The following is a 25,534-nucleotide window of genomic DNA, read 5'->3' on the forward strand; positions in this document are numbered from 1 at the left end:
TATCACTAAAATATCTATCATTAAACAAAAAAAAGCACACTTAATATGTGTACTTTTTTGCTCAACATAGACTATGCTGTGTTTATACATCAATATAAAGACTCTTTGAACTACAAAGTCTCCTTGAGATATACTACTGATTCCAAGTTCAATCCATCGAGTCTGCTAATACCTGGTTGTTTTACAAATCCATTCTGTTCAAAAAGTCCGATCAACGAACTTTTTAAGGGTTCATTGATCCAAATCACGTCGTAGGTACTGCAGACGGCAAGACATTTGTCCATTAATGATACCTCCATTTGCTGCAAAGCCTCATGCTGGCAGACACCGAAATCCGCGATTCGAATCACACGTTTACCTGCCAAGCCATCCGGCTTCTGCCCTTTCGAGGTTATTCTGGCATAACCCATCGGCTGATCGTTAGCATATACTACCAGCCATTGATTTGACATACTGTTTATTTCGTTGACAAGTGTTTTGGAATTAAAACTATCAACAATGTAATTGTCTAGTTCAGCTGGCTCCACTAAGCTGCCGAATTTTTCTAGGGCTAGAGTTTTGGTGAGCATTGACAACGCTTCAATTCCCTGCTCTGTTGCTACCGTAAATTTTGTGACTATATTCATATGTGCATCTACTATTAAATACACAAATGTACATGCTATCACTTGCTATTATTCGATACACATTGTTCATTTAGCATCAGTACAGGCTCCCACATAAATAACGACCTATATGCTGGATCGCTTCTATTCGTTTAGCAGAAAACTTGTCCGCGATGACCAACCTAAAATAATGTTCAAAAGTATTCGCAAAAGAGAACGTATAGCCCGGCGTAAATCTTGCACCAATTTTTTCACACTGCGCGTAAAAATCCGCCATATCTGTACTTTCAGGCATTTTAACCCAAAGATTATACCCACCTGCAGGTGTGATCACTTTGGTTTTTTCAGGAAAACTGGAAGCGATTAGGTTGGTGGCCAGATAGGCATTTTTTGCCAGTTGCATCTTCAGTGAACGAATATGCCGATCGTAACTGCTGCTACCGATCAAACGGTTTACGGTCTCCTGATTCAGAGGAGAAACTGTACTGCCCAATGCAAACTTGATCTGTTCAGCATCTTTCAGAAATCGCCCTGTGCTTAACCAACCCAGCCGAATTCCAGGTGCCAGGGTTTTTGAATACGATGAATACGTCATGACCAATCCGCTTTCATCAAATTGTTTTAGTGTGGATGGTCTGCTCCCCTGAAAGTTCAGGTCTCCATAGATATCGTTCTCGATTACAGCAACATGATATTTATGAGCAATCGCCAATAAAGCAATTTTCTGTTCATCTGAGAGCAAAATACCTGTTGGATTATGAAAATTCGGTGTTAGGACGACTGCTTTTACAGCACTTCCTTGACATGCTTGTCTAAAAAAGTCTATATCAAAACCATCTTTAGTAAGAACAGGAATTTCAATAACGCGCAGCTTGAGCACCCGAATGACCTCCAATACAGAAAATACGCACGGACTTTCCACAGCAACAATATCTCCGGCTTCACATGCAGCAGCCAAGGCGATATACAAAGCCTGCAGGGCGCCATCTGTGATCAGCAGTTCATCTGCATGCAGTAAGGTCTGATAGGAGGCCGCACGCCTGATAATATTGTCCTTCAATTGTACCGAACCGTTAGATGGATAATAGCGTAGTAACCCCGCCCCTTGTTCCCGAATGACCTGCTGCATGGTCCGAAGTAAAAGTTTTTGCGGAACAAGAAGGTCCCCCGGGGCAGCAACATTAAATTCCGAAAAACCCCGCCCCACAGGTGACGCTGTTGTCAGACCAAGCCCTTGCTCAAAGACAGCATCCCTTACTACCGGTGGACGTCGACGCCCTTCCGGTTCTGCCAGCATTTCATTCTTCGCACTGACATAATAGCCAGATTTCGGAACGCTCTCCACCAAACCAATAATCATAAGATACTCATAACCTGACTGAACAGTACTCATACTTAAACCGTAGTAATCTTTAAACTCGCGTACTGAAGGCAGCTTTTGCCCCGGTTTATAGACTCCTGATTTTATATTTTTCTCAATTGCTTGTGTAAAAATTTCAAATTTATAGCTCTTCATCTGTATTGATCACTTTTACCTATACTGTACCTGTATCGCAAATCTAATCAATCTAAATTTGTCTAAAAAAGAAATGACAGGTAATTATCAAATCAATAGCCCTAGCGAATTACGTGCTCTTCCACAGGAGGTATTACCCGAATTAAGTCAGGAACTAAGAAACTTCCTCATTGACCATATTGCTACACATGGCGGTCATTTTAGTTCAAGCCTTGGTGTTGTAGAACTTACTATAGCAGTTCATTATGTATTTAACACCCCTAAGGATAAATTGATCTGGGACGTTGGTCATCAGGCTTATATCCATAAACTACTCACAGGGAGAGCGGCTCGCTTCCATTCGAACAGACTTCTAGGCGGCATAAGCGGATTTCCTGTTATGGAAGAAAATAACTTTGACGCCTTTGGTACAGGTCATTCTTCCACATCCCTATCAGCAATTCTGGGTATGGCCTGCGCAGCCAGGTATAAGGGTGATAACAGCCGTCAACACATCGCTGTTATCGGCGACGGCGCCATGACTGCCGGTCTAGCATTCGAAGCTTTAAATAATATAGGTTTCGAACAGCCTAACCTATTGATTATATTAAATGATAACGATATGTCTATTGATGCCGGTACGGGAGCCCTACAAAACTATCTGACCGACCTGACCTCGGGGCAAGCCTATAATCAGTTCAAATCACAGATCAAAAAGCTGCTGTCATCCCATAAAGATCGGACACAATGGTCAATTGCTGCGATTAGAAAAATAGAGAAATTGATAAAAACAGGGCTATTTGCTTCGAGCAATATTTTCGAGGCCTTAGGAATACGTTATTTTGGACCACTGGATGGTCATAACCTCCACAAGCTTATCAAAATATTTGAACAGTTGAAGCATATCCCCGGGCCCAAAATAGTGCATTGTGTAACACAAAAAGGAAAAGGTTTTACACCAGCCATGTTAAACAAGGCGGAATGGCATGCCACAGGGAAATTCGACAAACTGACAGGTATACGGTTAGAAAACCAACTACCGCAACTCTACAAGGAAACTTTTCAGCAAGTGCTGGGCGAAACGCTGATACAGCTCGCCCAACATAATAGCCGTATTATCGCTATAAGCCCAGCTATGCTTTCCGGCAGCAGGCTGACGGCAATGAAACAGCAGATGCCTAACCGCGTTTTTGATGTTGGTATCTGCGAGCAGCATGCCATTACTTTCTCCGCAGGCCTTGCTGCTGATGGGCTACTTCCTTTCTGTGTGATCTATTCGACATTCTTACAACGCGCCTATGATCAACTAATCCACGACGTCGCTTTACAGAAATTACCGGTCGTGTTCTGTATCGACAGGGCCGGCGTTGTCGGCCCCGATGGCCCCACCCATCAGGGGGCATTCGACATTGCTTTTCTTCGCTGTATACCCAACATCGCAGGCGCTTCGCCCATGACGCTCACAGACTTTAAAAATTTGTTGTTCACGGCTCAGGACATCACTCTTGACGGACCGCTTGCAATCCGCTACCCAAAAGGCCCAGGTGGTCGAGAGAAGCAATCAGACAAATTTATAAGACTTGAAATTGGAAAAGGAAGAAGGCTTTGTTCAGGGCAAGACATTGCCATACTCTCTCTTGGGCCCGTTGGTCAATATGCACAGGACGCATGCAACGAACTGCTCCGGGAAGGCATGCAGGTTGGGCACTATGATCTACGGTTCTTTAAACCGCTCGACGAAGCGTTATTACATGAAGTATTCCAATCATATTCCTATATCATCACTGTTGAAGATGGATGTATAGCTGGTGGAGTAGGAACTGCAGTACTGGAATTTATGACCGAACATGGCTACTCAGCGACCTTGAAGCGACTTGGCTTGCCCGATACTTTTGCAGTACAGGGTACACAGCAACAGCTTCACCAACTTTATTACTACAATAAGCAGGCTATTATCGTCACGGTGAGACAGCTATACACGGGCCCGCTCGAATCGGCAGGCTCAGGGTGTAGCCTTAAGCCGAACGAGTCTTCCCCAAACAGTTAACTTAGTCACAATAGTAGTGCTTAAACAATATAGATTAAACTATCATTTGGTCTGATCATAGGATCTAAACAGCAAAGGGCCGACCCTGTCAGACATTCAGCTTGCGAAGCTTTCCTAAAAGGTCTTTTTGTCAGGACATGCCTTTCATAGATTTACTTCGTCTTTCAATTGTAAAAAGAATCTATAAGAACCAAAACTGCTTATATCTTCTAAGACAAACATCCAGAAAGGTACGGTGTTTGTGGCTTACATGAAAGAAACAATGTTGTTTCTTTCATGTAGCAATTCATACCATGAAACACTTATTCGTCCTCCTTGCTATAGCGACAGGCTTATTTCTGATCAGCAAGGTTTGCTTTTCACAAAAAGGGAAAGATTCAAAACCGTCAATACAAAATACTATGAATACTATAAATCAAAAAGATCATGTTGTCTATTTTGCCGGAGGATGCTTCTGGGGAACTGAGCATTTCTTTAAACAAGTCCGCGGGGTCACGGCAACCGAAGTTGGCTATGCCAATGGAAACCTTCAGCACCCTTCATACGCACAAGTTTCGACAGGAACCTCAGGTTTTGCCGAAACGGTAAAGGTAACCTTCGACCCGGAGCTTGTCGATCTAAAGCTTCTCGTAGACCTTTTCTTCAAAACAATTGATCCAACTTCATTAAATAAACAAGGCAACGATATCGGTACACAATACCGTACAGGAATCTATTATACCAATGCGGATGATGCCGCTGTTATCAAAGAACAGATAGCTGCTTTAGCAAGTCAATACAACAGCAAAATCGTGGTGGAAATAGAACCTTTACAGAATTATTATAATGCTGAAGCTTATCATCAAAAATACCTGGACAAAAACCCTGGCGGTTATTGCCATATAAGCCCTGATTTATTTAAACTTGCGCGAAATGCCAACCCCGAAAAAGCGAAAGCGGACGTTAAAAACACGTATAAAAAAGCAGATAAGGAGACCTTGAAGAAAGAGTTGACTACATTGCAATACGATGTTACACAAAACAGTGCAACGGAGCGCGCGTTTGACAATGCCTATAATGATGAATTTAGGGAAGGTATTTATGTCGATATCACAACCGGAGAACCCTTATTTGTTTCTACAGATAAATTTGAATCGGGATGTGGGTGGCCCAGTTTTTCCAAACCGATTAGCGATAGCCTGATTCAAGAACACTCCGACAATTCGTACGGGATGCGCAGAACGGAAGTACGCAGCAAAACTGGTGATGCACACCTTGGCCACGTTTTTAACGATGGACCGGCAGATAAAGGTGGTCTGCGCTATTGTATAAACAGTGCTTCACTTCGATTTATTCCAAAAGACAAGATGAAAGCACAGGGTTACGAAAAGTATTTGCCATTATTGGTAAAAAAATAGGCTGCAGCGCCTCATTGGAGGCGCTTGCTCTGAACATTTCAGAATCCTTCAGGCTACCCTTATAATAACCTATTATTCAATGCAAAAACCAATGCTTCATTCATGTTGCTTACCCCTAGCTTTTCAAATAATTTTCGCCGATGAAATTTCACCGTATCAATGGAAACGAAAATTTTCTCCGAAGTTTCATGAATGGTCAGACCTCGATGATAAAAACGTAAAATCTCTATTTCACGTTCGGTAAGATTAATCTTTTTTTGGGAGTTCCATTTCCCAGTCAACAGATCCAATTCCCATACTAAGTTGGAGTGCAACTTTTCGATAGTCACGTTACCTGAAGATATATTAGTGGATAAAGACACGATACAAATTGCTTTCCATATTTTCCCCTCTTCTGTCAAAAAAACAGGTGTCAGTTTATGATTAATTAAAATAAACTTGTTGTGTGCATTTTGTATCTGAAAATCATACGATATAACATAAAGCTTCCGTTCCTCAATGGGTATTTTTTCATAAAAGCTAAACCCCGCTTCGTTAATCGTAATGAGCATCTGGAAATCATCAGATGGAACATATTTTTGATAAAAGCCATAGCCCATTTCCATCACCTCTTTGGCTGTTAAACCAGCTAGAAACAGCGGGTTGTCTGAAACAAACTCAAAACTTTTAGCTTGGTAATCGATTAGGTAAATACTCTGATAAGTAATCCGTGAGAAGGCTTTGACGAGCTCAATATAGCCGTGGGTCTGCTGGATGTCCTTTTCTGAAAGACGATCAACAGTATTTTTTTGTGAAAATAGCGCGTTAAAATCCATAACGAAATTCTAAATGTCGAAGTTAATTAAAACTACACTCAAGTGTAGCTTTTATTTGGACAAACTGTAATACTTTTGGACAAAACAGCTAAGAAATATAGCTAACTGAACGAAAAGCCGGAAAAAACATAAAACCACTTCTTACACAAATGCTTATTAACACTATTCAAATTCGAAATATTGGAATCGCTATCGGGATCTTATTTTTTGGAAACAGCTATGCACAGCAGAAAATTGAGGTTCTAAATTTTGGGACATTTCACATGAGCTATACGCCTGATGCACATAAAGTGGAATTTGACGAAAAAGATCAAAAAAACAGAAAAGAAACATACCAAGTAGCCAAACTATTGGCAGACTTTAAACCAACTATCATCTGCGTGGAAATCATTCCTGAAAAAAACGAAGAATTGAACGGCGATTACAGCTCTTTTATTAAAGATAAAGGATATAAAGCTAAGTTCGGTGGTGAAATAGCCATAATTGCATATGAAGTTGGCAAACTTGCAGGGGTAAAAAAAATTTATGGAATTGATGAACAACAAACTGCTGCTTATAATTACAACATTGCAAATGAGTTGGAGAATCAGGTAGACAGTGTAACCTATAAAAGCTACATGGGAAAAATTATGCAGGAATTCACCCATATTGATAAACTCTCCATTTTAGAAAAATTAAAGGTATTTAATCAAAAAGAGACCTTGCAAAAGTTTATCAATGTAAACGCCGATATCTTAACCTACAGCAGTACAAAAGGTAATTTTGAAGGAGCAGATGAAGCCAGTAAATTCTACCGAAGAAATCTACGGATATTCTCCAATTTAAATCAGATCCCAGTCACTGGGCAGGATCGAATTTTGCTAATCACGGGCGCTACTCACGCAGCTTTCCTTGGTGAACTTTTGCAACGGAGCCCCAAATACAAACTCGTAGAGGTTGCCGAATACCTTCAATAAAACCATCGGTAAGCAAAGACTCTTTTGGCGACTTTCGAATGAAACAGATTAACAAACCTTAATTACTTAAAGAAACACTTCAACATGATAACATGCAGAAACTGTGGCACGGGCATTACATCAAAATTCTGTCCCGATTGTGGCCAACCTGCGACGCTAAAAAGGATAGACGCTCATTACATCACCCACGAAATAGAACATGTGCTTCACTTTGAACGCGGTATTCTCTATACCATTCGAGAATTGGTGACAGCTCCAGGTAAGAATGTGCAAAACTACATTTCTGAAAATCGCAGCCGACTGGTCAAACCTATTATTTTCGTTATTGTCACATCTTTAGTGTATTCTATTATTGCCCACTTTTTCCATACTGAAGAGCGCTATCTGCAATCAATCGACAGCCATGGTATTGAAAGTAAACTCGTCATCACAACTAACATCTTTCGATGGCTACAAGGTCATTATGGTTATGCTAACATTATTATGGGGTTCTTTATTGCCCTTTGGACTAAATTATTTTTTAAAAAATACGGTTATAATCTTTTTGAAATCATCATCTTATTATGTTTTATTATGGGGATGACAATGTTAATTTATGCACTTTTTGCAATAATTGACGGTATCACGCACCAAAGTTTAATCCTATATGCAACTTTAGTAATTTGTATATATTACTCCTGGGCCATAGGACAGTTTTTTGATAAAGCTAAAAAGATCAACTATTTTAAAGCATTTGCCGCTTCAATAATAGGTTTTTTCTCCTATTTGATCGTCATACTTTTCATTGGTATTACATTGGATGTACTTATAAAATAGCATTTTTTTGACTGATGCAGACATGTATCTATGAAGCCACCATCATCAATTGATGCGATAAATGGGATAAAGAAGATGTGACTCTTCATAATAAGGTGAATGTTTGTATATCCAATCCAGCTGCGCACTACTACTTGCAGCAAGTTTAGGGTTGTTCATCTTTTCGCGTTCAAAGGCAGATCTTAAATCTTTATTCTCTTTTAGAAGCTTGGCTGCTGTATCTTCAAAAACATAAGCTGAATAGTATTCTTTCTGTCCTAAGATCGCATCAAAGAAATTCCAATTAAAATAAGAGTCTATTGCTTCAGGTTCCAAGGTTTCCAGCAGAAACTTCACACCGTCCTGATTCAAAGGGACCAAAAAGTCACCGGCACTGAAGTTTACCTTGTTAGAGTCCCTAAGGAGGCTGGTGTCAAAATGTAAATAATGTCCTTCATATGGACTTGAAGTTGTCTTGAAATCCTTAATCCTATACTGTTCCACCGCAATAACAGAATCTTGTTTAAGCGGAATCATCTTGATTTGATTGAGTGTCAACAATTCAATAACTTTCCATTCAGACTGCGGAATGACATAATACGATGGAATCGTCACTTCTTTTGTCGGAACATATGTATTATATAACTTAACTTGTTTTGAAAACTTAGCGTTTCTATCATACCACAACCTATCTTTCGAAGAAACGTCACTTGGTTTATATTTTGCCTCGAAGCCCTTAAATTCCAGCGATTCATATTTTGATGAATCAAGCTTCCATGCTATGGCATATTTATCCCCTATTTGATATTGCTTTAGGTTTTCAGCTCTTTTTTGTTTAATCACCTTATAATTCTGTTCGATAAAATCCAGGTTACAACGCATATAGTCATAAGTCGCTTTGACACGTTCTTGATAAGGTTTCAACATATGTGTTTCCACAACAGTTCCGATTACATTAAATAGACTGGTGTAGCCTGTTGCGTATCTTGGCGAATCCATAAAGGTTGGAAAACCACCATCGGGCACATCGTTGTGGATGTTGACATAGGGAACAGACATAAATCCTTTCTTTTGGAGATCCTTGAGTAAGTTCTTTTGCATGTGGCTGTTAAAATAATTTCCCAAAAGGTTTCCTAAACGTTCTTTGTTTGTTGAGATATAGGTGAAGGTGTACTGATAATCGGCTCCATTGCTGACATGATTATCTATAAAAACATCTGGTTTGACCCATTGGAAAATCCGCTGAAAGCTCCGCGAGTTTTTAGTATCTGTCTTAATAAAATCCCTATTTAAGTCATAGTGTCTTGCATTTCCACGAAAACCATACTCTTCAGGGCCATTTTGATTAGCTCTGGAAAAGCTCCCACGATTTAACATCCCACTCACATTATAACTCGCCAGCGCAACAACAATAACATTTTGAGGTGCCTTTATCTTTCCTGTCGCCAAATCGCGCATCAGCATCATAGTCGCATCAATACCGTCTGGCTCTCCAGGATGAATACCATTGTTGACCAATAAAACGCACTTCTCTTCCCTAGCCACTTCCAGTGTCTTTCCAAACGGATTAAATACAACAACATCTATTGGTTTATTGTTATCGTCTTCTCCCCGTGTTTCATAGTGAATTGTTGTATATTTCCGTGCCAATTCCTGATAATATGCCCGCATTTCCTCAAAAGTTGCCGATTGATTGCCATTACCCCGTTCATAAGGTGTAAGTATTTGCGCATAACTTCTGCCAAAAAGCATGAAAGAAAATAATATCAGGAACTGTTTCATACGATCAATTTAGGCTCCAATTTACGATAAACTTGTTAAAATGCGTAAGCAATTTCTACCTTCTATTAGGAACGGCTTCCCAATAAAAACAAAATCCCTAAGAAATGTAGGGATTTTGTTTTTACGCTTTATCACTATTTCATTTGCTGACCTCATTTAATAATTCAATATCTTCCGTATCTAATTTAAGAGTCGGCGCCGCACATAGCGTATCCAATTGACTCTCACTTGTAGCACTTACAATGGGAGCGGTAATTAGCGGTTTAGCCAACAACCATGCTAATGCTACAGTAGCCTGTTTTGTCCCGTGTTTCTCGGAGATAACATCGAGCGCTTTTAGGACAGCTTTACCTTTAGCATCAAAATATTTTTTGATCCCACCCCCCCTAGCCGTTTTATCAAAGTCAGCTTCAGTACGGTATTTACCGGTCAAGAAACCTGCAGCAAGGGACCAATATGGAAATACACTCAAACCGTACTTCTCGACCAATCCCGCATAATCTGTTTCAAAACCTGCACGCTCTACCAAATTGTAATGCGGTTGCAATGCAATATATTTAGGAAGACCATTTTTCTCCGCAACATCAAAGCTTTCCGTTAACCGCATCGGCGATAGATTAGAAGCGGCAATATAACGTACCTTGCCTGCTTTTATTAAGTCAGCATAAGCCGACAATGTCTCTTCCACAGGTGTTACGTTATCGTCAAAGTGGGTATAGTATAAATCAATATGATCTACTCCCAATCGTCGCAACGATTCATCAGCAGATTTCAAAATATGTTTTCTTGAGATATCATACCCGTGCTCCTTAATCTCGGATCCAACTTTTGTTGCGATTACTATATTTTGACGGTTGCCACGGCTTTTTAACCATTTCCCAATAATTTCTTCGGACTGCCCGCCGGTTCCATTCACCCACCAAGAATACGTATCTGCCGTATCGATAAAATTAAATCCTGCTCCTACAAATTTATCTAGCATTTCAAACGATTTTTGCTCATCTAATGTCCAGCCAAAAACATTCCCGCCAAAATTAATTGGAGCTATCTGCAAATCTGTGTGTTGTATTTCTACCTTTTTCATTGAAATTATCTGTTTATTGTTCCTTTAAATAAAAAATCGCTATGCAAGTACAGCTATAAAGCTAAAGTTACGGTATTCATCTTGAGCCACGCCAGCATTCTTCACATCTAAATGTCAAAAAGAGTAAAGTACGCTATTGCAATTTAGTACGCAGTTACTATGATTATACTAAATTGCAGCCGACTTTCGATCAGATCATTGTGCTCATAGTTAAAAATCTTATCTTCGTACTCATGGCCCATATCAATCTGACCTTCTTTGAGCATGTCAGATAAAGCCTTCGATAGATTGAACAGATTACATTGATAAAACCCAATCATCTATGATCCCAATAGTATATAGACCAGCAATGGAAAGTGATTTGACTTTTCTTTTAGATCTACGATTAAAGACAATGACCCAACATTTTATAGCCGCTGCTTTACCCACAACGAGGGATTCACATCTACAAAGAATTAAATACAAATTTGAACATGCTGCTATCATTGAATACAACCATATCCCTATCGGACTTTTGAAAACCGAGAAAGGACGGGCTCATATCGAGTTGATTCAAATACAGATCGATCCCCGATACCAAGGGAAAGGGCTAGGAAAAAAGATATTAAAAGATCTTATAGATGAAGCAATTTACGAAGGGAAGTCGATTTCATTACATGTATTAAAAACCAATAAAGCGCAAAAGCTCTACTTTAGTCTTGGTTTCGAAATTATCGGAGAAGATGAGCATTCATATCATATGAAGTACTCAGACAAGGATAAGATTTTAAAAAACAGGTCGGCTCTTTAACCGACCTGTTTTTTCATTACTTTTCAATAGACGACATATCGATTACAAAACGATATTTCACATCACTATCCAATACTCTTTGATACGCCTCATTTACATAATCGATATCAATCATTTCTGTTTCGGGTAGAATATTATGTTCAGCACAAAAATCGAGCATATCCTGCGTTTCCTGTATTCCCCCGATGCTGGAAGCCGTTAGGATCTTATTTCCCCCCATGATTGAGCGTCCATTAATTTCCATGGGTGCAGCTGGAATCCCCACGCAAATATAAACTCCTTTTGTTTTCAATAATGCAAGATAGAGATTATAGTCATGTGGTGCCGATACGGTATCAATAATAAAATCAAAATACGAGGAGAATTCCTTTATTTCATCAGCCTCATGGGTGTTTAAGAATTTGTGTGCTCCAAGTAGCGCGGCATCGTCCTTTTTGCGTGGTGAATGGCTTATCATTGTGACTTCTGCCCCCATTGCCACTGCAATTTTAACAGCCATATGTCCCAATCCGCCTAAGCCCAACACGCCAACTTTATGCCCCTTACTAATATTCCATCTTTTTAATGGCGAATAGGTGGTGATTCCAGCACAGAGTAGCGGTGCCACCTTTTTAATATCCAAAGATTCAGGCACATGCAGAACAAAGTCTGCATCCGCAACAATATTATTGCTATAACCACCAAAAGTAAAGCTGTGATCATGCATCACATCTTTACTGTTGTACGTCCAGACGGTCTTTTTTTCTGAACAGAACTGTTGTTGGTCTGACTTACAGTTATCGCATTCGCCACAAGAAGCAACCATACAACCGACACCCGCCAGGTCACCTTTTTTGAACTTAGTCACCCCAGGACCAACTGCACTTATCCGACCAACAATTTCGTGCCCAGGAACAATTGGGTATTGTGTTCCACCCCACTCATCATGTACTTGATGAATATCAGAGTGACAGATCCCGCTGTACAAGATATCTATTAAAACATCGTTTGCACCAAGCTCTCTCCTTTCAAACTCCCAGTATTCAAGTGGAGAACTACTGTCTTTCGCCGCATAACCTTTCGACTTAATCATATTATCTTTTTTTATAGACCACAATTTGGATACGAAGATATCTTCGATCCCCTATTTACGCTGTACTAAGTTAGCGGGTATCGATGACGAATAAAGAAAGGCAGGCACAATATTGACACTGCGCAAACAAAAAAACAAGTTTAAACATAGAACTATCCGCACAAGACCATGTATATTTGAGTTCATATAAATCACTTCAATGAAAAGAACCAGTCTAACGCTAGCAATTATTTGCTTAACATCAATGGCCTTCGCCCAAAAGATAAGCTACAAAGTGAACACGCAAAATTCGACAATCAAATGGAATGCGAAAAAAGTTGTCGGGGGACATGTGGGAACAATCAATATACAAGATGGAACGGTACAGACAGAAAAGGGGAAAATTACCGGCGGTGGTTTTACCATAGATATGAATTCCATGGCTTGTACTGATGCTCCTAAATTGACCGGGCACCTAAAAAATGAAGATTTCTTCAATGTGCCTACCTACCCCAGCAGTAAATTTGTCATCAGTAAAGTTGATAATAGCAAAGGTAATCCAATCATAACGGGTAATCTGACGATTAAGAATAAAACAAAATCGATCTCCTTTCCAGCAAAAGTCACCACAACTGCAGACGGACTTTCTGCTGAAGCTATAGGAGTTAAGGTAAATCGACTGGACTTTGATATACAGTATCGTTCAGCAAGCTTTTTCTCCGACTTAGGCAATCGCGCCATCGATGATGAATTCACCTTAGATATCGTGCTTAAGGCTGTAAAATAAAAACCTCATAAGAGCCCTCTGTTAATACAGGCGGCTCTTCCTTCATTGAATAATCGCACCGAGAATCGACATAATTTACTCGAGCTGCTTTTACACACAGACTACTTAAGGCTGTGATGTCACCTCATACCGGCACGGAAAATCCAACAGTGTGGCACTTATTCTTCCTCAGAAATAGCGCATTAGCGCTGTGCTACAACACTAAACAAAGACTCTGTTAAATTAGATTTGATTCAAATTGCACTTAGCAAGCGATAAGATTGATGAAAGTAAAGTTTTAAAATTATCTTTAAACTCGCTAAAGTAAGGTTAGACAAATTATATATGGAGAAAATAAAAACTTTTCAACAACACGAGCTTAATAGAATTAGAAAAAATTGGAGTGAAAGTGACCTCGCATTTGAAAAGTTGGGAAGATCTTCTAATATATCCGATTATTCGGATCGGGAGATCAATGAAATGCTGCTCGGTGTATATAAAGACAGTAAACACCTTATGGTCGATGAAGGCTACTTTATTGATCTCTCGAAAGCGCATAAAGCCAGTTGTATTTTGGTTGATGTATCCTATTCAAGACGTATCAAACCTGCTCCAAATAGCATACTTAATCTTCAGGATATCCGTAATTTTTACATTGAAGATTATTTTATAGAGACGAAAGAAGCATTCTCCAACAAAAATAAACATAAGATAACGGGTTATCTCAAAAAGATCGGCGGTATCAGTTTGGGTAAAGGGCAATACAATTATCTGTATTCTATTCCGAACGATTTCAAAACGTTTTTCGGTGATACACCGTCCGATCTGTTCTATCCTATACAACGTTATATCAACGGGTTATTTTTTGACGACGATTATCGAATTTCAGATTTTGAAGTCATCAGTAAGATTGTTATCAGTAAGACATAATTCCAATTGCCGGAGCAACCGCTCCAGGTTTCTTAATTGATAATCTCGCCACCATTCTGATCTAGTTTATCACGAAATTTTTCAAGTTCCTGAACACCTGGTTTTACCCATTCAGCAACCTCACCTATAATTTTTAATGGAAATTCAGATCTATAGGAACGTGTCGGATTTCCGGGAAACTTCTGGTCCGTCAGATTAGGGTCATGCTCATAATCACCGGTAGGTTCAACAATAAATACCCGCTCGCTGCGCTCACCTTTTGCCAGGGCCGCTGCAAGTCCGGCCCCATTCATCATACCTGTAAAATAAATATGATTCATTTTGAAGCCGGCTTGATAGTTAGAATTGAAGCCTGGAACCAATAAGTCGCCGATTTGTGCATCTGCTTTTGTACCGTGATAAAAAGGTCCCTTATCAAAGGGAATGTTCTTATAAGAAGAGGCCAACCTAGCATATTCACTTGCCATTGCTTCTTCTCCTAAACTTGTGTAACAGGCACAAATCTTCAAATACATTCTGGGCAATGCACTGGTAGTCCGATCATCACTGATTACCAATGCGTGATCTAAGGCTATGTGCAGCCATTTCAGACGATCCGACACCGTTTTCTGCTGCCGGGATACAAAATAGGCTGCAATAAACTTCTCATGGTCATCGCTTGCCTCCCGATAACCCTCTGCAAAAAAGGACAGCGCTTCATCGTGTCTACCGTTTTCTTCCAATTGTATGCCTTTTAGGCAAAGTTTGACAACCCCGTTAAATGGTGAAAATTCCATCGTATAAATTATTATCTATTCAACCGAATATTATCCTCGCTGTAGTTATAAGTGAACACCCTTAGTAACATCAGGACTTAAGCAAGGCTATGTATGTAAAAAGCCAGTTATTAAGAATAACCGGCTCTTCAACAAAATTGTTCTCTTATTTTCAATATTTCTCGCTGGAATCCTGAAAACAGTTGGCCTCCAGAGAGCAGCTAAATTATCCGATAGATGGTCTCCTTAGAATACAATATTGCCTTTGTGTATCAAGGAAGTCACCGGTGAAATACGAGAAACTGCTTCAGCGGAACAACTTGCATCAACAAAAACCATGCTTGCTTCATCACCCACTTTCGGCCATTGTTGATTTCCATTATTGTCCAAAGGCAATTTGTAGCGTGTCGCGAAAGCAAGTGTTCTAGATAAGCCGAATTCTGTTCCATAACCATAAAGCTCAGCAATAAGATTCGCTTTCTGCAGCATGTTTCCCGAGCCAAACGTATTCCAGTGATCCTGAATATTGTCATTTCCAATCAAAACCTCCACCCCATATTTCCGAAGTGTCGGAATAGGCATAATCATATTGCCAAAGGGCACAGAGGACACGATTCCCACCCCCGCTTCTGCGAGACGTGCCGCAATTTTTTCAGCGTCGACATTTGTGAGACGACTAAGTGCAAAAGCATGGCTAACAAAAGCTTTCCCTTTTAATTGGGGGTTTTCCAATGTACGGTCGATCAAAAACTCGATTGTCTTCATACCACTTTCTCCCATTTCATGGAGGTGTATGTCAATTCCCTTATTGTTATCAAGCGCCAACTGTGTAATCTGCTCCATACTTTTTTCGATACTTCCGTCCAAAGAGTACGGATCTACTCCACCTATGAAACTAACAGCATCCAGTTTTGCAACATCCTTCAAAATGGGTAAAGTATCCGTATAATAGAGGCCATGCTGTGGAAAAGCAACCAGCTCCGCTTCTACCGTGTGTTTTTTCGATGCCAGTGCCTTTTCCAAATTTGTTAACGATTTTAGTCCAGATGTTGGATCAACATTGAAATGTGAACGAATAAAATCAGTTCCGTATGCCTGCAGAAAATTCAGCATTTTGCCCGTTCTTTCGACTGAGGTGCTTAACCATTCTGGGATCATCTTCTGCTCATACGCGATCATATCTTTTACGGTATGCCGTGTTGGCGATACAGCTTCCCATGGCAGACCAAACAACATTTTATCCAAATGGGCATGCATATCCTTAAAAGCCGGCAACATCAAATGTCCTTTTGCATCGATCGCATTAGCATTTGCAGTATTTGGTTTGATTCCTTTGATCTTACCCTCTTCAACTTCTACACAGAATAAAGCCGTATTTGTGCTTATAACTTCCTTTCCATCAAACTCGAATCCTGTCTCAAGCCGTACGTTTTTTAAAATATATGTTTTAGCTTTCATATTTATTTTGATAATATTCTTTTTCTCTAAAAATTACCGGACAATAGAAACGGTATTATTTTTCCACTTTTATTATTCAGTATCACCAAAACAAAGGTCGCAATGATTCTCCCAGATCTTTTGCAGAATACATCTCGATACTTGAACAATTTATCACAGCGCCGACTTTTGCTCAACAGTATGCATAAGGTGAAACTACAACGAATGTGCTTTCAGCCAGCATGAGACCAATGAGAACGACACTTAAAATACACTGTAGTAATAAATTGTCCAACAGATGGAATGAAAACCACATTGTAAAAACAGCCTTAGCTACTATTTTTGTATTAAACAGCGAAGCTTCTTCGGCTTTATCGAAAAAATTACAGCACAATAAAATGATGAAAACAACTTTAATACTCCTGATAATGATGAGCATAACAAATTCGTGCCGATCGGCATTAACAGAAAACTCATATACTGAAAATCCGTCCCAGGAAGAGATTATTAAATTGGTCACCAAAAATGACTTACAGGGAGTGAAAAAAGCGCTAGAAAATAATGCCAACGTGAATAGTGAAGATACGAATAAACGTTCTATTCTACTTATCGCGACAAACAACGGAAATATTGAAATGGCTAAATTATTGGTAGAGTATGGTGCCGATGTCAACCTTCAGGCCGACAATATGGACAGCCCATTTTTATACGCAGGAGCAAGTGGGCAAGTTGAACTCGTCAAACTTTTCTTATATCACGGCGCTCGCTTTGATTTATTTAATCGATATAATGGCACAGCTTTAATCCCGGCTTGTGAACGTGGATATGTAGAAACGGTAAGATTATTGGCCAATACCAAAAATTTCCCATTGGACCATGTCAATCGTTTAGGATGGACTGCTTTGATGGAAGCAGTTGTACTCGGTGACGGAAGTAAAAAATATCAGGAAATTATTCAGATTCTAAAAGATGCTGGGGCAAAATTGGATATTCCTGACTTCAATGGCACAAGCCCTTTGCAACACGCAAAACAAAGAGGCTTCAAAGAAATTGTTAAGATACTAACATCAGAAATATAAAGGTTCATCTTCCTTTAAATAACTTAAATTTGAATAAAATTTCAAGCAGTATCTCACTATGCTATCTGATTTTTCATTCTCAATGGCTAGTTTTGCAATATGCAGCATAAAATAATAGACAAAGTTGCTTTAATTAGCATTAAAGATAGGAAAATCCTGAGCACACGTTCCAAGACTAAAACAAAATTTTACTTTCCTGGTGGTAAACGAGAGAATAATGAATCCGATATTACCTGTTTAAAAAGAGAAATACTGGAGGAGCTTTCTGTGCACATCGTCGAAGAATCAATGCGCCTTTTGGGCACCTTTGAAGCAATCGCCGATGGACGAAATCAAGGTACGCTCGTAAGAATGATCTGCTACTTTTCTGATTTCGAAGGAGTATTGCATCCAGCGAATGAAATCGAGACATTTGAATGGTTAACCTATAAGGACAAACATAGGACTTCTGCCGTAGATCAGATTATCTTTAGCCGATTAAAGGAAATGAATCTTATCGATTGATAGAACAGATGAGCGTTGTTTCTCATACCAAAATATCAGACAACGCTTTTCCGTAATGTAATAACCGTAATTTCAGGCCAAACACCTATCCGACCTTTTAGGCCGTGAAAACCAAAACCGCGGTTGACATAAAGATATTTTCCTTGTTTTTGATAGAGTCCAGCCCACTGTTTATAAAAATATTGAATTGGACTCCATTTTAACCCAAATAGTTCTATCCCAAACTGCATACCATGCGTATGTCCTGCCAGCGTCAGATGGACATGTTGGTCATAGTCCAAAGTAACATGATCCCAATGTGAAGGATCATGAGACATCAAAATTTTGAAGGTATCCGCGTCCAATCCAAGGGTTGCTTTAGCAAGATCACCATATTGATGAAACCCTCCTTTCCCCCAATTCTCAACTCCAATTAACGAAATACGCTCACCTTGCTTTTCTATTGCTATCGATTCATTTAGCAGCAATTTAAATCCCATTTCATGATGAATTTCCTTAAGCCTATTCAAATTTAAGGCTTTTGATTCAACACTTTCCCATTGTACGTAGTCCCCATAATCGTGATTTCCAAGGACTGAAAACTTGCCCGAAGGAGCTTCTAATCGGTTGAAGTCCGAAACCCAGGGTTCCATTTCGGAAGCTTTATTATTGACTAAATCACCCGTAAACAATACCAGATCACTGTTTTGTGCATTTGCCAATTCGATACCTTTACGTACCCTTTTGATATCAGATAAACTACCAGAATGAATATCCGATAGCTGCGTAATTTTAAAACCGTCAAACGCCGTAGGTAGATCAGGAAAACTCAATACTTCCTCTCTCACTTTATAAAAATAACGACCTTTCGTTAAACCGAAAAAAATAACCAATAACATGGCCCCCGCCAAAAACAATACAATCTCACTCAAAAATATACTACGTGGAGGAAAGGAACGAAAAATACGCATCAGATCTTCAACAAATAAAAAGGGAACAGCAAGCAATTTTGGTATGAAAACAATTAAAAATGCTGTAATCAGACTTGTTGCTGTCTCCTGGACATCATAACCCGCTCTCCGCAAAAAAATTAATGTAAAAACACCAAAAAACAACAGGATATCAATCCCCCAATACATGTTCTGCCAAATCGAACCACGAATAACTGTACTGAAAGCCTGAAAAAAATAGATATCACCCAAAACAAATAAGAATAATATCAGTAAAAGTCTCTTTGCCATATTAACTAAAATATTGATTTTAAATTGCTAATGATATGCCAAAAGAGATTTTTGAGCAATTACAGCCCCTTTCATCGTAAATAGTGATGTCTATGTGACAATTGAAACTTTTTGCACTCCAATCAATCAGAAAACTATCCATAGTTTCCTCCAAAACATGTCAAGATGTCTGATTATCCCATAAATGAACCCAACCGAGATACTGCTTATTACTCCAAAATTCCAGTCTTTTGCATACATGCTCTCATTTTTTGGTAGGTACGCTCAATGTCTTGATCTAGACCAATGGAAAACCTGATCAATCCATCGGAAATACCCATCTTCAAACGATCTTCCTCAGGAATTTCTGACGACGTAGAGCTACCCGAACAGGAGAATAGGGTCTTATAGAATCCTAGGCTGACAGCTAAATACCCTAAATTTTCAGCCTGCATCAGTTCCATTAGTTCATTGGCTTTTTCGGTTGTTTCCACATCAACTGTCATTAAGCCACCAAAACCATAGGTTTCATGCATCATGTTTTTCATTAGTTCATGATCTCGATGCGACTGCAAGCCCGGATAAGATACCTTTAATCCATCTTTCTCAAACCGTTCGGCAAGATACATTGCATTATAACTATGTTGTTTCATCCGTATATGAAGTGTTCTTAAATTCTTCAATATACTTGCCGAACGTAAGCTGTCCATCGTTGGCCCCAATAACATACAGGCACCTGTGTTCACATTTTTCGTTTCATTAATAAACTCCTGACTTCCACAATAAACCCCACCGACTGTGTCACTGCTGCCATTGATAAATTTCGTTAAACTATGAATGACAATGTCCGCTCCCAAAAGTGTTGGTGAGATGGATAATGGAGAAAACGTATTGTCGACAATCAGTTTTAGCTTGTGTTTTTTACAGATGGCCGAAAGTTTTCTTAAATCTGCCACATGCAATAAAGGGTTGCTCACACTTTCACAATACAACACTTTTGTATTAGGTCTTATCGATTTTTCGAGTTCTTCGACATCATTAATATCCAAAAATGTCGTCTCAATCTGGAAAGGCGGGAGAAAATTTTTAAGAAAGGCATAAGTTCCACCGTAGATTGTCCTACTTGAAATGATATGGTCACCACTTTTACATAGTTGTAAAAGAACTGTTGTAATCGCTCCCATCCCCGAAGATGTTACATTGGCCGCAGCGGTATCCTCCATTTTTGCTAAGGCTTGTGCCAAATACAAATTCATCGGCGACGAATGCCTTGAATAGAGATAACAGCCTTCCGCATTCCCTTCAAATGTGTCGAACATTTTTTTAGCGGAAAGAAAAGTATAGGTAGAGCTATCTGAAATTGACGGGTTCACACCTCCAAACTCACCAAAGTATTGCAAATCTTGAATTTCATTTGCTGCATTAAAATTTTCCATGTTTTTATCTTTAAAATTGAGATATTTCAAATTATATTACAAGTAATTTTACTTATCTTAGAATATAAATCTATTATACAAACAATAATTAGTTAAAACATCTAGCTGATTTAAAACGAGCTAGTAAAAACCAAAAAAAAATCTATGCAATTTGACGAGATTGACCGTAAGCTATTGCGTTTTCTACAGGAAGATGCCAAACAAACGACCAAAGAACTCTCCTACAAACTGAGCTTGTCTGTAACAGCGGTCTATGAAAGAGTCCGTAAACTCGAAAATACTGGAATTATCGCGGGCTATGTCGCCATACTTGACAAAAAGAAAATAGCAAAAGACTTCCTTGTATTATGCCACGTAAAATTAACACAGCACAAAAAGGAGTATATTTTACAATTTGAAAAAGAGGTCATGAACCTTCAGGAGGTAACCGAGTGTTTCCACGTGAGTGGCGACTACGACTATATCCTAAAGATTTGTGTCCAGGATATGGCAGATTATCGCAGTTTTATGTTAACGAAATTAACGAGCTTACAGCATATTGCAAGCACCCATAGCTCATTTATGATCGCTGAGGTGAAAAATACGATTGCAATTGATCTGTAAGAAAATTTAAACCAAAACACCATTTTTTGATGCTATTGCTTCCGGAAGATCCTCATCTCCCACCATTTGCAACACATCAATTTCTATGGTTCGACAAATCGAAAGCATAGGCACATCAAACATGAGTCCTCCAAAAGGATTTTCGGTATAATCGCCGACCAATTCCATCACAATATAAATCCATCCAATTACCACACAAAAAGGAATACTCGTCCATATCCCCCAGTCGCCCAATTTCGCAAATTCATTTACTAGGCCCAATGGGAGCAGAATGATGAGAATAACATTAAAGACAAATGCTGTACTGGCAAACTGTCTCGGTGAAGGAAATTTTTTGATTCTTTCTGCCTGACCTTGATAGTCGTAAAATTGATTCAGGCAATTCTGCAGTTGCGTTTGGTTAAAATCCGAAATGATTTGATCATTTTTCAATGCATTAACTTCCTTTGCTTGTTTAGAAATCAAATACGTTGCAAAATTTTTATAGGTACTCTGCAACTTAAACTCATCTGTAGAAAGGTATTTGCGCAAAAAAATCGATGTTCTACTGTAATCAGGAAAGCCAGCCTTTATCAGCCTGTTCCGTTTAACATTCATTGAACCAAAGTGTTTTTTCAAACTGACATGCTCCCATTCTGTCGGGATCAACAACTGCTCACGAAAAGTATATAACCAAGCGATATGGCGATAGGCAATCCTTTTCCTCCGCTCCTCCAAATCGGTATGATCACCATCTTGAGTATCAAAGGCATATAACATTGCAGTGAAAGAGCGACTTGAATTGACAATCCCTCCCCAGATTTTCCGGGCTTCCCAAAGTCTATCATAGGCCTGATTATTCTTAAACCCGACATAAAAAGCCTCAGCGGTTCCAATCAAAGCCAATGGCACCCAAGGAATTATCATCCACTGCCAATTAAAAAAATAATAGATGACCGCCACCAGAGAGCACCAAAGCGTCAGCCATATTAAATGTGCGCCCGCTAAATTAAATATTTGTCGATGGTTAAAATACTTGGTTGTGATCATAAAAATTAAATATCTTCCTTTATTAAAAACGTTATGAAAGTACAATTTAAATTGTAACTGTCCAATACGCTAAATTGTTTTCGACACGATGATATTTTATTCCGCTCATTTTTATAACACTAAACCTCGTCGCTTTTAATGGCTTATCCTTAAATTTACGGCTTCCATCCCTAAAAGGTTTCCTTATATCCAAAAAAATTGAAATAAGCCACCAGCGAAACTAGTTTTGAATAATTATTCAAAATTTATGATCAAATTAATTACTTTCAGTCTCATCACCTTTCTTCTTAACAACTTCCTGTTCGCCCAAACCGCCATTGTTGGTAAAGTCTCGGATCAATATGGCGCGTCGATCCCCTATGCTTCATTAGCCTTTCGTGCACTAGATGTAAAGAAAGATTCTCTCATTGAAAAAATAACAGATGAACATGGAAATTTTCAGTTAACGCTTACCGAAAAAGGGACTTACCTCGTTTCGATTCGCGTGGAAAATGTACTCAAAATGCAACAAAAAATTGAAATTAACGACCTTAAAGCCCCGCTAGCGTTCATTGTCCCAAAATCACTACTATCCAACCTCATGTTAGATGAAGTAACAGTAAATAAGCGCAAACCAACAATACAGCGAAAAATTGACCGCATCATTATGAACGTAGCACAAACCGCCAATGCTTCTGGAAAATCAGCTTTGGAATTATTTAAAATGGCTCCCGGGGTATTCGTTAACAATGGTCAAATCTCCATTAATGGAGTTGTAGGAACACGTATTCTTGTCGATGGCAAAAGTATTAACCTCGCGGGAAATGATCTCAGGAACTACCTTCAAACCTTGCGTTCCAACGACATCCAATCCATTGAGATTATCGCACATCCCTCGGCAGAGTTCGATGCAGAAGGCAGTGGTGGTATCATCAATATTGTGCTAAAAAAGCAAGATAAACAGGGACTCAATGGTTATATTGGCAATGACTATGCAATTGGGCTTGGAAAATATGTAACGTACACTCCTTATGCAGGTTTGAATTATCAACTAGGTAAAGTTGGTTTAATGGCAAGTTATTCCCATAGTCGTGCAAAGTCATACGAGGAACTAAAACAACGACGAGATTTTCCAAATCAGGGATTATATCAGCAAGAAACGGAAAACACTCAGACCAACAAAAACGACCGTATACGGCTTGGTGCGACCTATGATTTCACGGGGAAACAATTTCTAGGCTTTTCCTACACCGGTCAATACAGCAGTTTCCTTGGACCATCCATGGCGCATTCGACAATTACCTATCCCGATGCGGCAAAAAACATCCGCTCGCAAGGTAGCTTCCCATCTGAATCAAAATCTAACTACCAAAATCTCGGTTTAAATTATGTTTTGGAAACAGACAGTTTACATTCGAAATTCAGCCTTGCCATCGATTATACACACAATCAACGAAGCGGAAATAGTATCAGCAATAGTGTCGATTTCGATGCGAATGGTAACATACGCAGTGATACTTTGTTCAGATTGGATTATCCCAGCGAAGCAAAAATTTTTACTGGCGACGCAAAGTATAATTGGATAACTAAATCTGGAAGCAATTTATCAATTGGTGTAAAAGCGACCGCAACGGATATCATGAATACCAATCGATACCAGGTCTTTCATCAGGCCTGGATGCCAATGCCTGCCCTTGATTTCCAGTTCGATTACAAAGAACGAATTTATGCTACCTATGCAAATTATACGGGAAAATGGGCCCAAATAGATTATCAATTGGGATTAAGAGGCGAGAAATCCAATATTCAAGGACAACTTTTGAGCGAGCAAAGGGACAAACTCGCACAAGGCTATTTCAATTTGTTCCCAAGTTTTTTTTTAAAGAAGAATTTAAACTCGCAGGGAAGCAATTATGTATCACTTACCTACAATAGAAGAATTAAACGGCCCTCATATTTTGATTTAAACCCTTATAAATATTATATAGATAATTATTCCGTACAGACAGGAAATCCCTTTCTGAAACCGCAGTTCACAAATTCGTTCGAAATTAGTGGATTATGGAAAGAAAAATATTATACTGCTTTGAACTATTCCCATACCAAAAATGCGATCTCGCAAATTATACGCAACCAGGCAGAAGAAGAACTGTTAACGATTATTAAAGACAACGTGGGGACTCAAGGAGTATGGACGGCCACTCTGAGCGCTCCCATTTCATTGCTACCCTGCTGGTCAAGTACGAACACGATTTTATTCACTCATACACGTTCAACTTCCCCCTATTTTAATCTAAAGAAAGCTTCTTTTATATTACAGACAGAACAAGAAATTTCCTTTGGCAAAGGATATAGTATAAATCTGAATGCTTTTTACACCCCCCAAATGTTACTTGGAAATATTGTAACTAAAGCCATCGGCTCCGTTGATCTAGGGATTCAGAAAAAATTAATCAAAGATCAATTGGTTGCCAAGGCAAATATTAGCGACATCTTTTTTACCAATAATTATCGGGCGACAAGTTATTTTAACAATACTAAAATCTGGATAATGCACAAGGAGCAATCGCGTGTATGCTCCATTTCTTTACTATATAACTTCAAAACCGGCACTACCTTTAAAGCAAAACGAATGGAATCAAGCAGTATGGAGGAGAAAGGAAGATTATAAATGTACCACTATTTTTTATCTTTGCGGCTCATTGAGCCGCAAAACTGAACTATCTAAGGATTTATGAAACAATCTCGACTTAATCAATACATCACTAAAGCAGATACATTTTTCAGGAAGCAAGATTTCGATACTTTTTATACAACGAATGTACGTATCCTACTTCATTTTGGAATGTGGTTTACATTTACCCTGCTCCTGTTCAGCAACTACTATTATGTAACTGGAATATCCTCAAACCAATCAATATTTTTGTCATCGCGTGTTTTATTGTCTTCTCTTGTTGTGTTTTACTTATTTTTCTACTTGGTTATACCTTACGCGAGGAA

The 25,534-nt window shown here is 39.0% G+C and carries 22 protein-coding genes; 11 read left to right on the forward strand and 11 right to left on the reverse strand.

Annotated elements, in window-relative coordinates:
• Positions 1-110: 110 nt before the first annotated feature.
• A complete protein-coding gene (locus K2F45_RS14495; RefSeq protein ID WP_248931747.1) occupies positions 111-626 on the reverse strand; it encodes an N-acetyltransferase in 516 nt (171 codons plus the stop codon).
• A gap of 76 nt (positions 627-702) precedes the next feature.
• A complete protein-coding gene (locus tag K2F45_RS14500; RefSeq protein ID WP_248931748.1) occupies positions 703-2,121 on the reverse strand; it encodes an aminotransferase-like domain-containing protein in 1,419 nt (472 codons plus the stop codon).
• A gap of 73 nt (positions 2,122-2,194) precedes the next feature.
• Here K2F45_RS14500 and dxs point away from each other — a divergent pair, with 73 nt between their 5' ends.
• Positions 2,195-4,147, forward strand: coding sequence for a 1-deoxy-D-xylulose-5-phosphate synthase (gene dxs, locus K2F45_RS14505; RefSeq protein ID WP_248931749.1), 1,953 nt, complete (start codon positions 2,195-2,197; stop codon positions 4,145-4,147).
• Between the two features lie 401 nt (positions 4,148-4,548).
• Positions 4,549-5,544, forward strand: coding sequence for a peptide-methionine (R)-S-oxide reductase MsrB (gene msrB, locus K2F45_RS27565; RefSeq protein ID WP_232475538.1), 996 nt, complete (start codon positions 4,549-4,551; stop codon positions 5,542-5,544).
• 59 nt (positions 5,545-5,603) lie between these two features.
• Here the strand turns inward: msrB and K2F45_RS14515 are convergent, their stop codons facing one another.
• The gene (locus K2F45_RS14515) at positions 5,604-6,359 is read right to left on the reverse strand and encodes a response regulator transcription factor (RefSeq protein WP_075992811.1); all 756 of its coding nucleotides are present in this window, start codon (positions 6,357-6,359) and stop codon (positions 5,604-5,606) included.
• Between the two features lie 149 nt (positions 6,360-6,508).
• Between K2F45_RS14515 and K2F45_RS14520 the strand changes: the two genes are divergently transcribed.
• Both K2F45_RS14520 and K2F45_RS14525 read left to right on the forward strand, forming a co-directional pair.
• The gene (locus K2F45_RS14520) at positions 6,509-7,315 is read left to right on the forward strand and encodes a DUF5694 domain-containing protein (protein ID WP_198385912.1); all 807 of its coding nucleotides are present in this window, start codon (positions 6,509-6,511) and stop codon (positions 7,313-7,315) included.
• An 84-nt stretch (positions 7,316-7,399) separates the two neighbouring features.
• On the forward strand, positions 7,400-8,131 hold the full coding sequence (locus K2F45_RS14525; protein ID WP_083663647.1) for a DUF3667 domain-containing protein: 732 nt from the start codon (positions 7,400-7,402) through the stop codon (positions 8,129-8,131).
• A gap of 45 nt (positions 8,132-8,176) precedes the next feature.
• On the opposite strand, the gene K2F45_RS14530 is transcribed toward K2F45_RS14525, so the two are convergent.
• Together K2F45_RS14530 and K2F45_RS14535 are read right to left on the reverse strand one after the other, a co-directional pair.
• The gene (locus K2F45_RS14530; protein ID WP_075992812.1) at positions 8,177-9,892 is read right to left on the reverse strand and encodes a M14 family metallopeptidase; all 1,716 of its coding nucleotides are present in this window, start codon (positions 9,890-9,892) and stop codon (positions 8,177-8,179) included.
• 139 nt (positions 9,893-10,031) lie between these two features.
• Complete coding sequence (locus K2F45_RS14535; protein WP_248931750.1) at positions 10,032-10,976, reverse strand: aldo/keto reductase; 945 nt, start codon at positions 10,974-10,976, stop codon at positions 10,032-10,034.
• 322 nt (positions 10,977-11,298) lie between these two features.
• Between K2F45_RS14535 and K2F45_RS14540 the strand changes: the two genes are divergently transcribed.
• Entirely contained in the window at positions 11,299-11,766 is a 468-nt protein-coding gene (locus K2F45_RS14540; RefSeq protein ID WP_216640363.1) for a GNAT family N-acetyltransferase, read from the forward strand.
• 16 nt (positions 11,767-11,782) lie between these two features.
• Here K2F45_RS14540 and K2F45_RS14545 read toward each other — a convergent pair whose 3' ends face one another.
• Entirely contained in the window at positions 11,783-12,838 is a 1,056-nt protein-coding gene (locus K2F45_RS14545; protein ID WP_075992814.1) for an NAD(P)-dependent alcohol dehydrogenase, read from the reverse strand.
• Positions 12,839-13,037: 199 nt separating this feature from the next.
• On the opposite strand from K2F45_RS14545, the gene K2F45_RS14550 reads away from it, so the two are divergent.
• Positions 13,038-13,604: a YceI family protein gene (locus K2F45_RS14550; RefSeq protein WP_075992815.1), complete on the forward strand. Its 567-nt coding sequence runs from the start codon at positions 13,038-13,040 to the stop codon at positions 13,602-13,604.
• 324 nt (positions 13,605-13,928) lie between these two features.
• Positions 13,929-14,513 (forward strand): hypothetical protein, encoded by a 585-nt coding sequence (locus K2F45_RS14555; RefSeq protein ID WP_075992816.1) that lies wholly within the window; start codon positions 13,929-13,931, stop codon positions 14,511-14,513.
• Positions 14,514-14,545: 32 nt separating this feature from the next.
• Here the strand turns inward: K2F45_RS14555 and arr are convergent, their stop codons facing one another.
• Positions 14,546-15,289: an NAD(+)--rifampin ADP-ribosyltransferase gene (gene arr / locus K2F45_RS14560; protein ID WP_075992817.1), complete on the reverse strand. Its 744-nt coding sequence runs from the start codon at positions 15,287-15,289 to the stop codon at positions 14,546-14,548.
• A gap of 225 nt (positions 15,290-15,514) precedes the next feature.
• Entirely contained in the window at positions 15,515-16,726 is a 1,212-nt protein-coding gene (locus K2F45_RS14565) for an amidohydrolase (protein ID WP_075992818.1), read from the reverse strand.
• A gap of 407 nt (positions 16,727-17,133) precedes the next feature.
• On the opposite strand from K2F45_RS14565, the gene K2F45_RS14570 reads away from it, so the two are divergent.
• Together K2F45_RS14570 and K2F45_RS14575 are read left to right on the forward strand one after the other, a co-directional pair.
• The gene (locus K2F45_RS14570) at positions 17,134-17,784 is read left to right on the forward strand and encodes an ankyrin repeat domain-containing protein (protein ID WP_198385914.1); all 651 of its coding nucleotides are present in this window, start codon (positions 17,134-17,136) and stop codon (positions 17,782-17,784) included.
• Between the two features lie 99 nt (positions 17,785-17,883).
• Positions 17,884-18,288, forward strand: coding sequence for an NUDIX hydrolase (locus K2F45_RS14575; protein WP_075992819.1), 405 nt, complete (start codon positions 17,884-17,886; stop codon positions 18,286-18,288).
• Between the two features lie 35 nt (positions 18,289-18,323).
• On the opposite strand, the gene K2F45_RS14580 is transcribed toward K2F45_RS14575, so the two are convergent.
• Together K2F45_RS14580 and K2F45_RS14585 are read right to left on the reverse strand one after the other, a co-directional pair.
• Positions 18,324-19,508 carry a metallophosphoesterase gene (locus tag K2F45_RS14580; protein ID WP_088161732.1) on the reverse strand — a complete coding sequence of 395 codons (1,185 nt, stop codon included), beginning with the start codon at positions 19,506-19,508 and terminating at the stop codon, positions 18,324-18,326.
• Positions 19,509-19,717: 209 nt separating this feature from the next.
• Positions 19,718-20,923 carry an aminotransferase class I/II-fold pyridoxal phosphate-dependent enzyme gene (locus tag K2F45_RS14585; RefSeq protein ID WP_075992820.1) on the reverse strand — a complete coding sequence of 402 codons (1,206 nt, stop codon included), beginning with the start codon at positions 20,921-20,923 and terminating at the stop codon, positions 19,718-19,720.
• 144 nt (positions 20,924-21,067) lie between these two features.
• Here K2F45_RS14585 and K2F45_RS14590 point away from each other — a divergent pair, with 144 nt between their 5' ends.
• A complete protein-coding gene (locus K2F45_RS14590; protein WP_201668223.1) occupies positions 21,068-21,526 on the forward strand; it encodes an Lrp/AsnC family transcriptional regulator in 459 nt (152 codons plus the stop codon).
• Positions 21,527-21,532: 6 nt separating this feature from the next.
• On the opposite strand, the gene K2F45_RS14595 is transcribed toward K2F45_RS14590, so the two are convergent.
• A complete protein-coding gene (locus K2F45_RS14595; protein WP_075992821.1) occupies positions 21,533-22,555 on the reverse strand; it encodes a bestrophin family protein in 1,023 nt (340 codons plus the stop codon).
• Positions 22,556-22,802: 247 nt separating this feature from the next.
• Between K2F45_RS14595 and K2F45_RS14600 the strand changes: the two genes are divergently transcribed.
• Positions 22,803-25,205: an outer membrane beta-barrel protein gene (locus K2F45_RS14600; RefSeq protein ID WP_075992822.1), complete on the forward strand. Its 2,403-nt coding sequence runs from the start codon at positions 22,803-22,805 to the stop codon at positions 25,203-25,205.
• The last annotated feature ends 329 nt before the right edge of the window (positions 25,206-25,534 follow it).

Source organism: Sphingobacterium siyangense (genome assembly GCF_023277505.1).
GTDB lineage: Bacteria > Bacteroidota > Bacteroidia > Sphingobacteriales > Sphingobacteriaceae > Sphingobacterium > Sphingobacterium siyangense.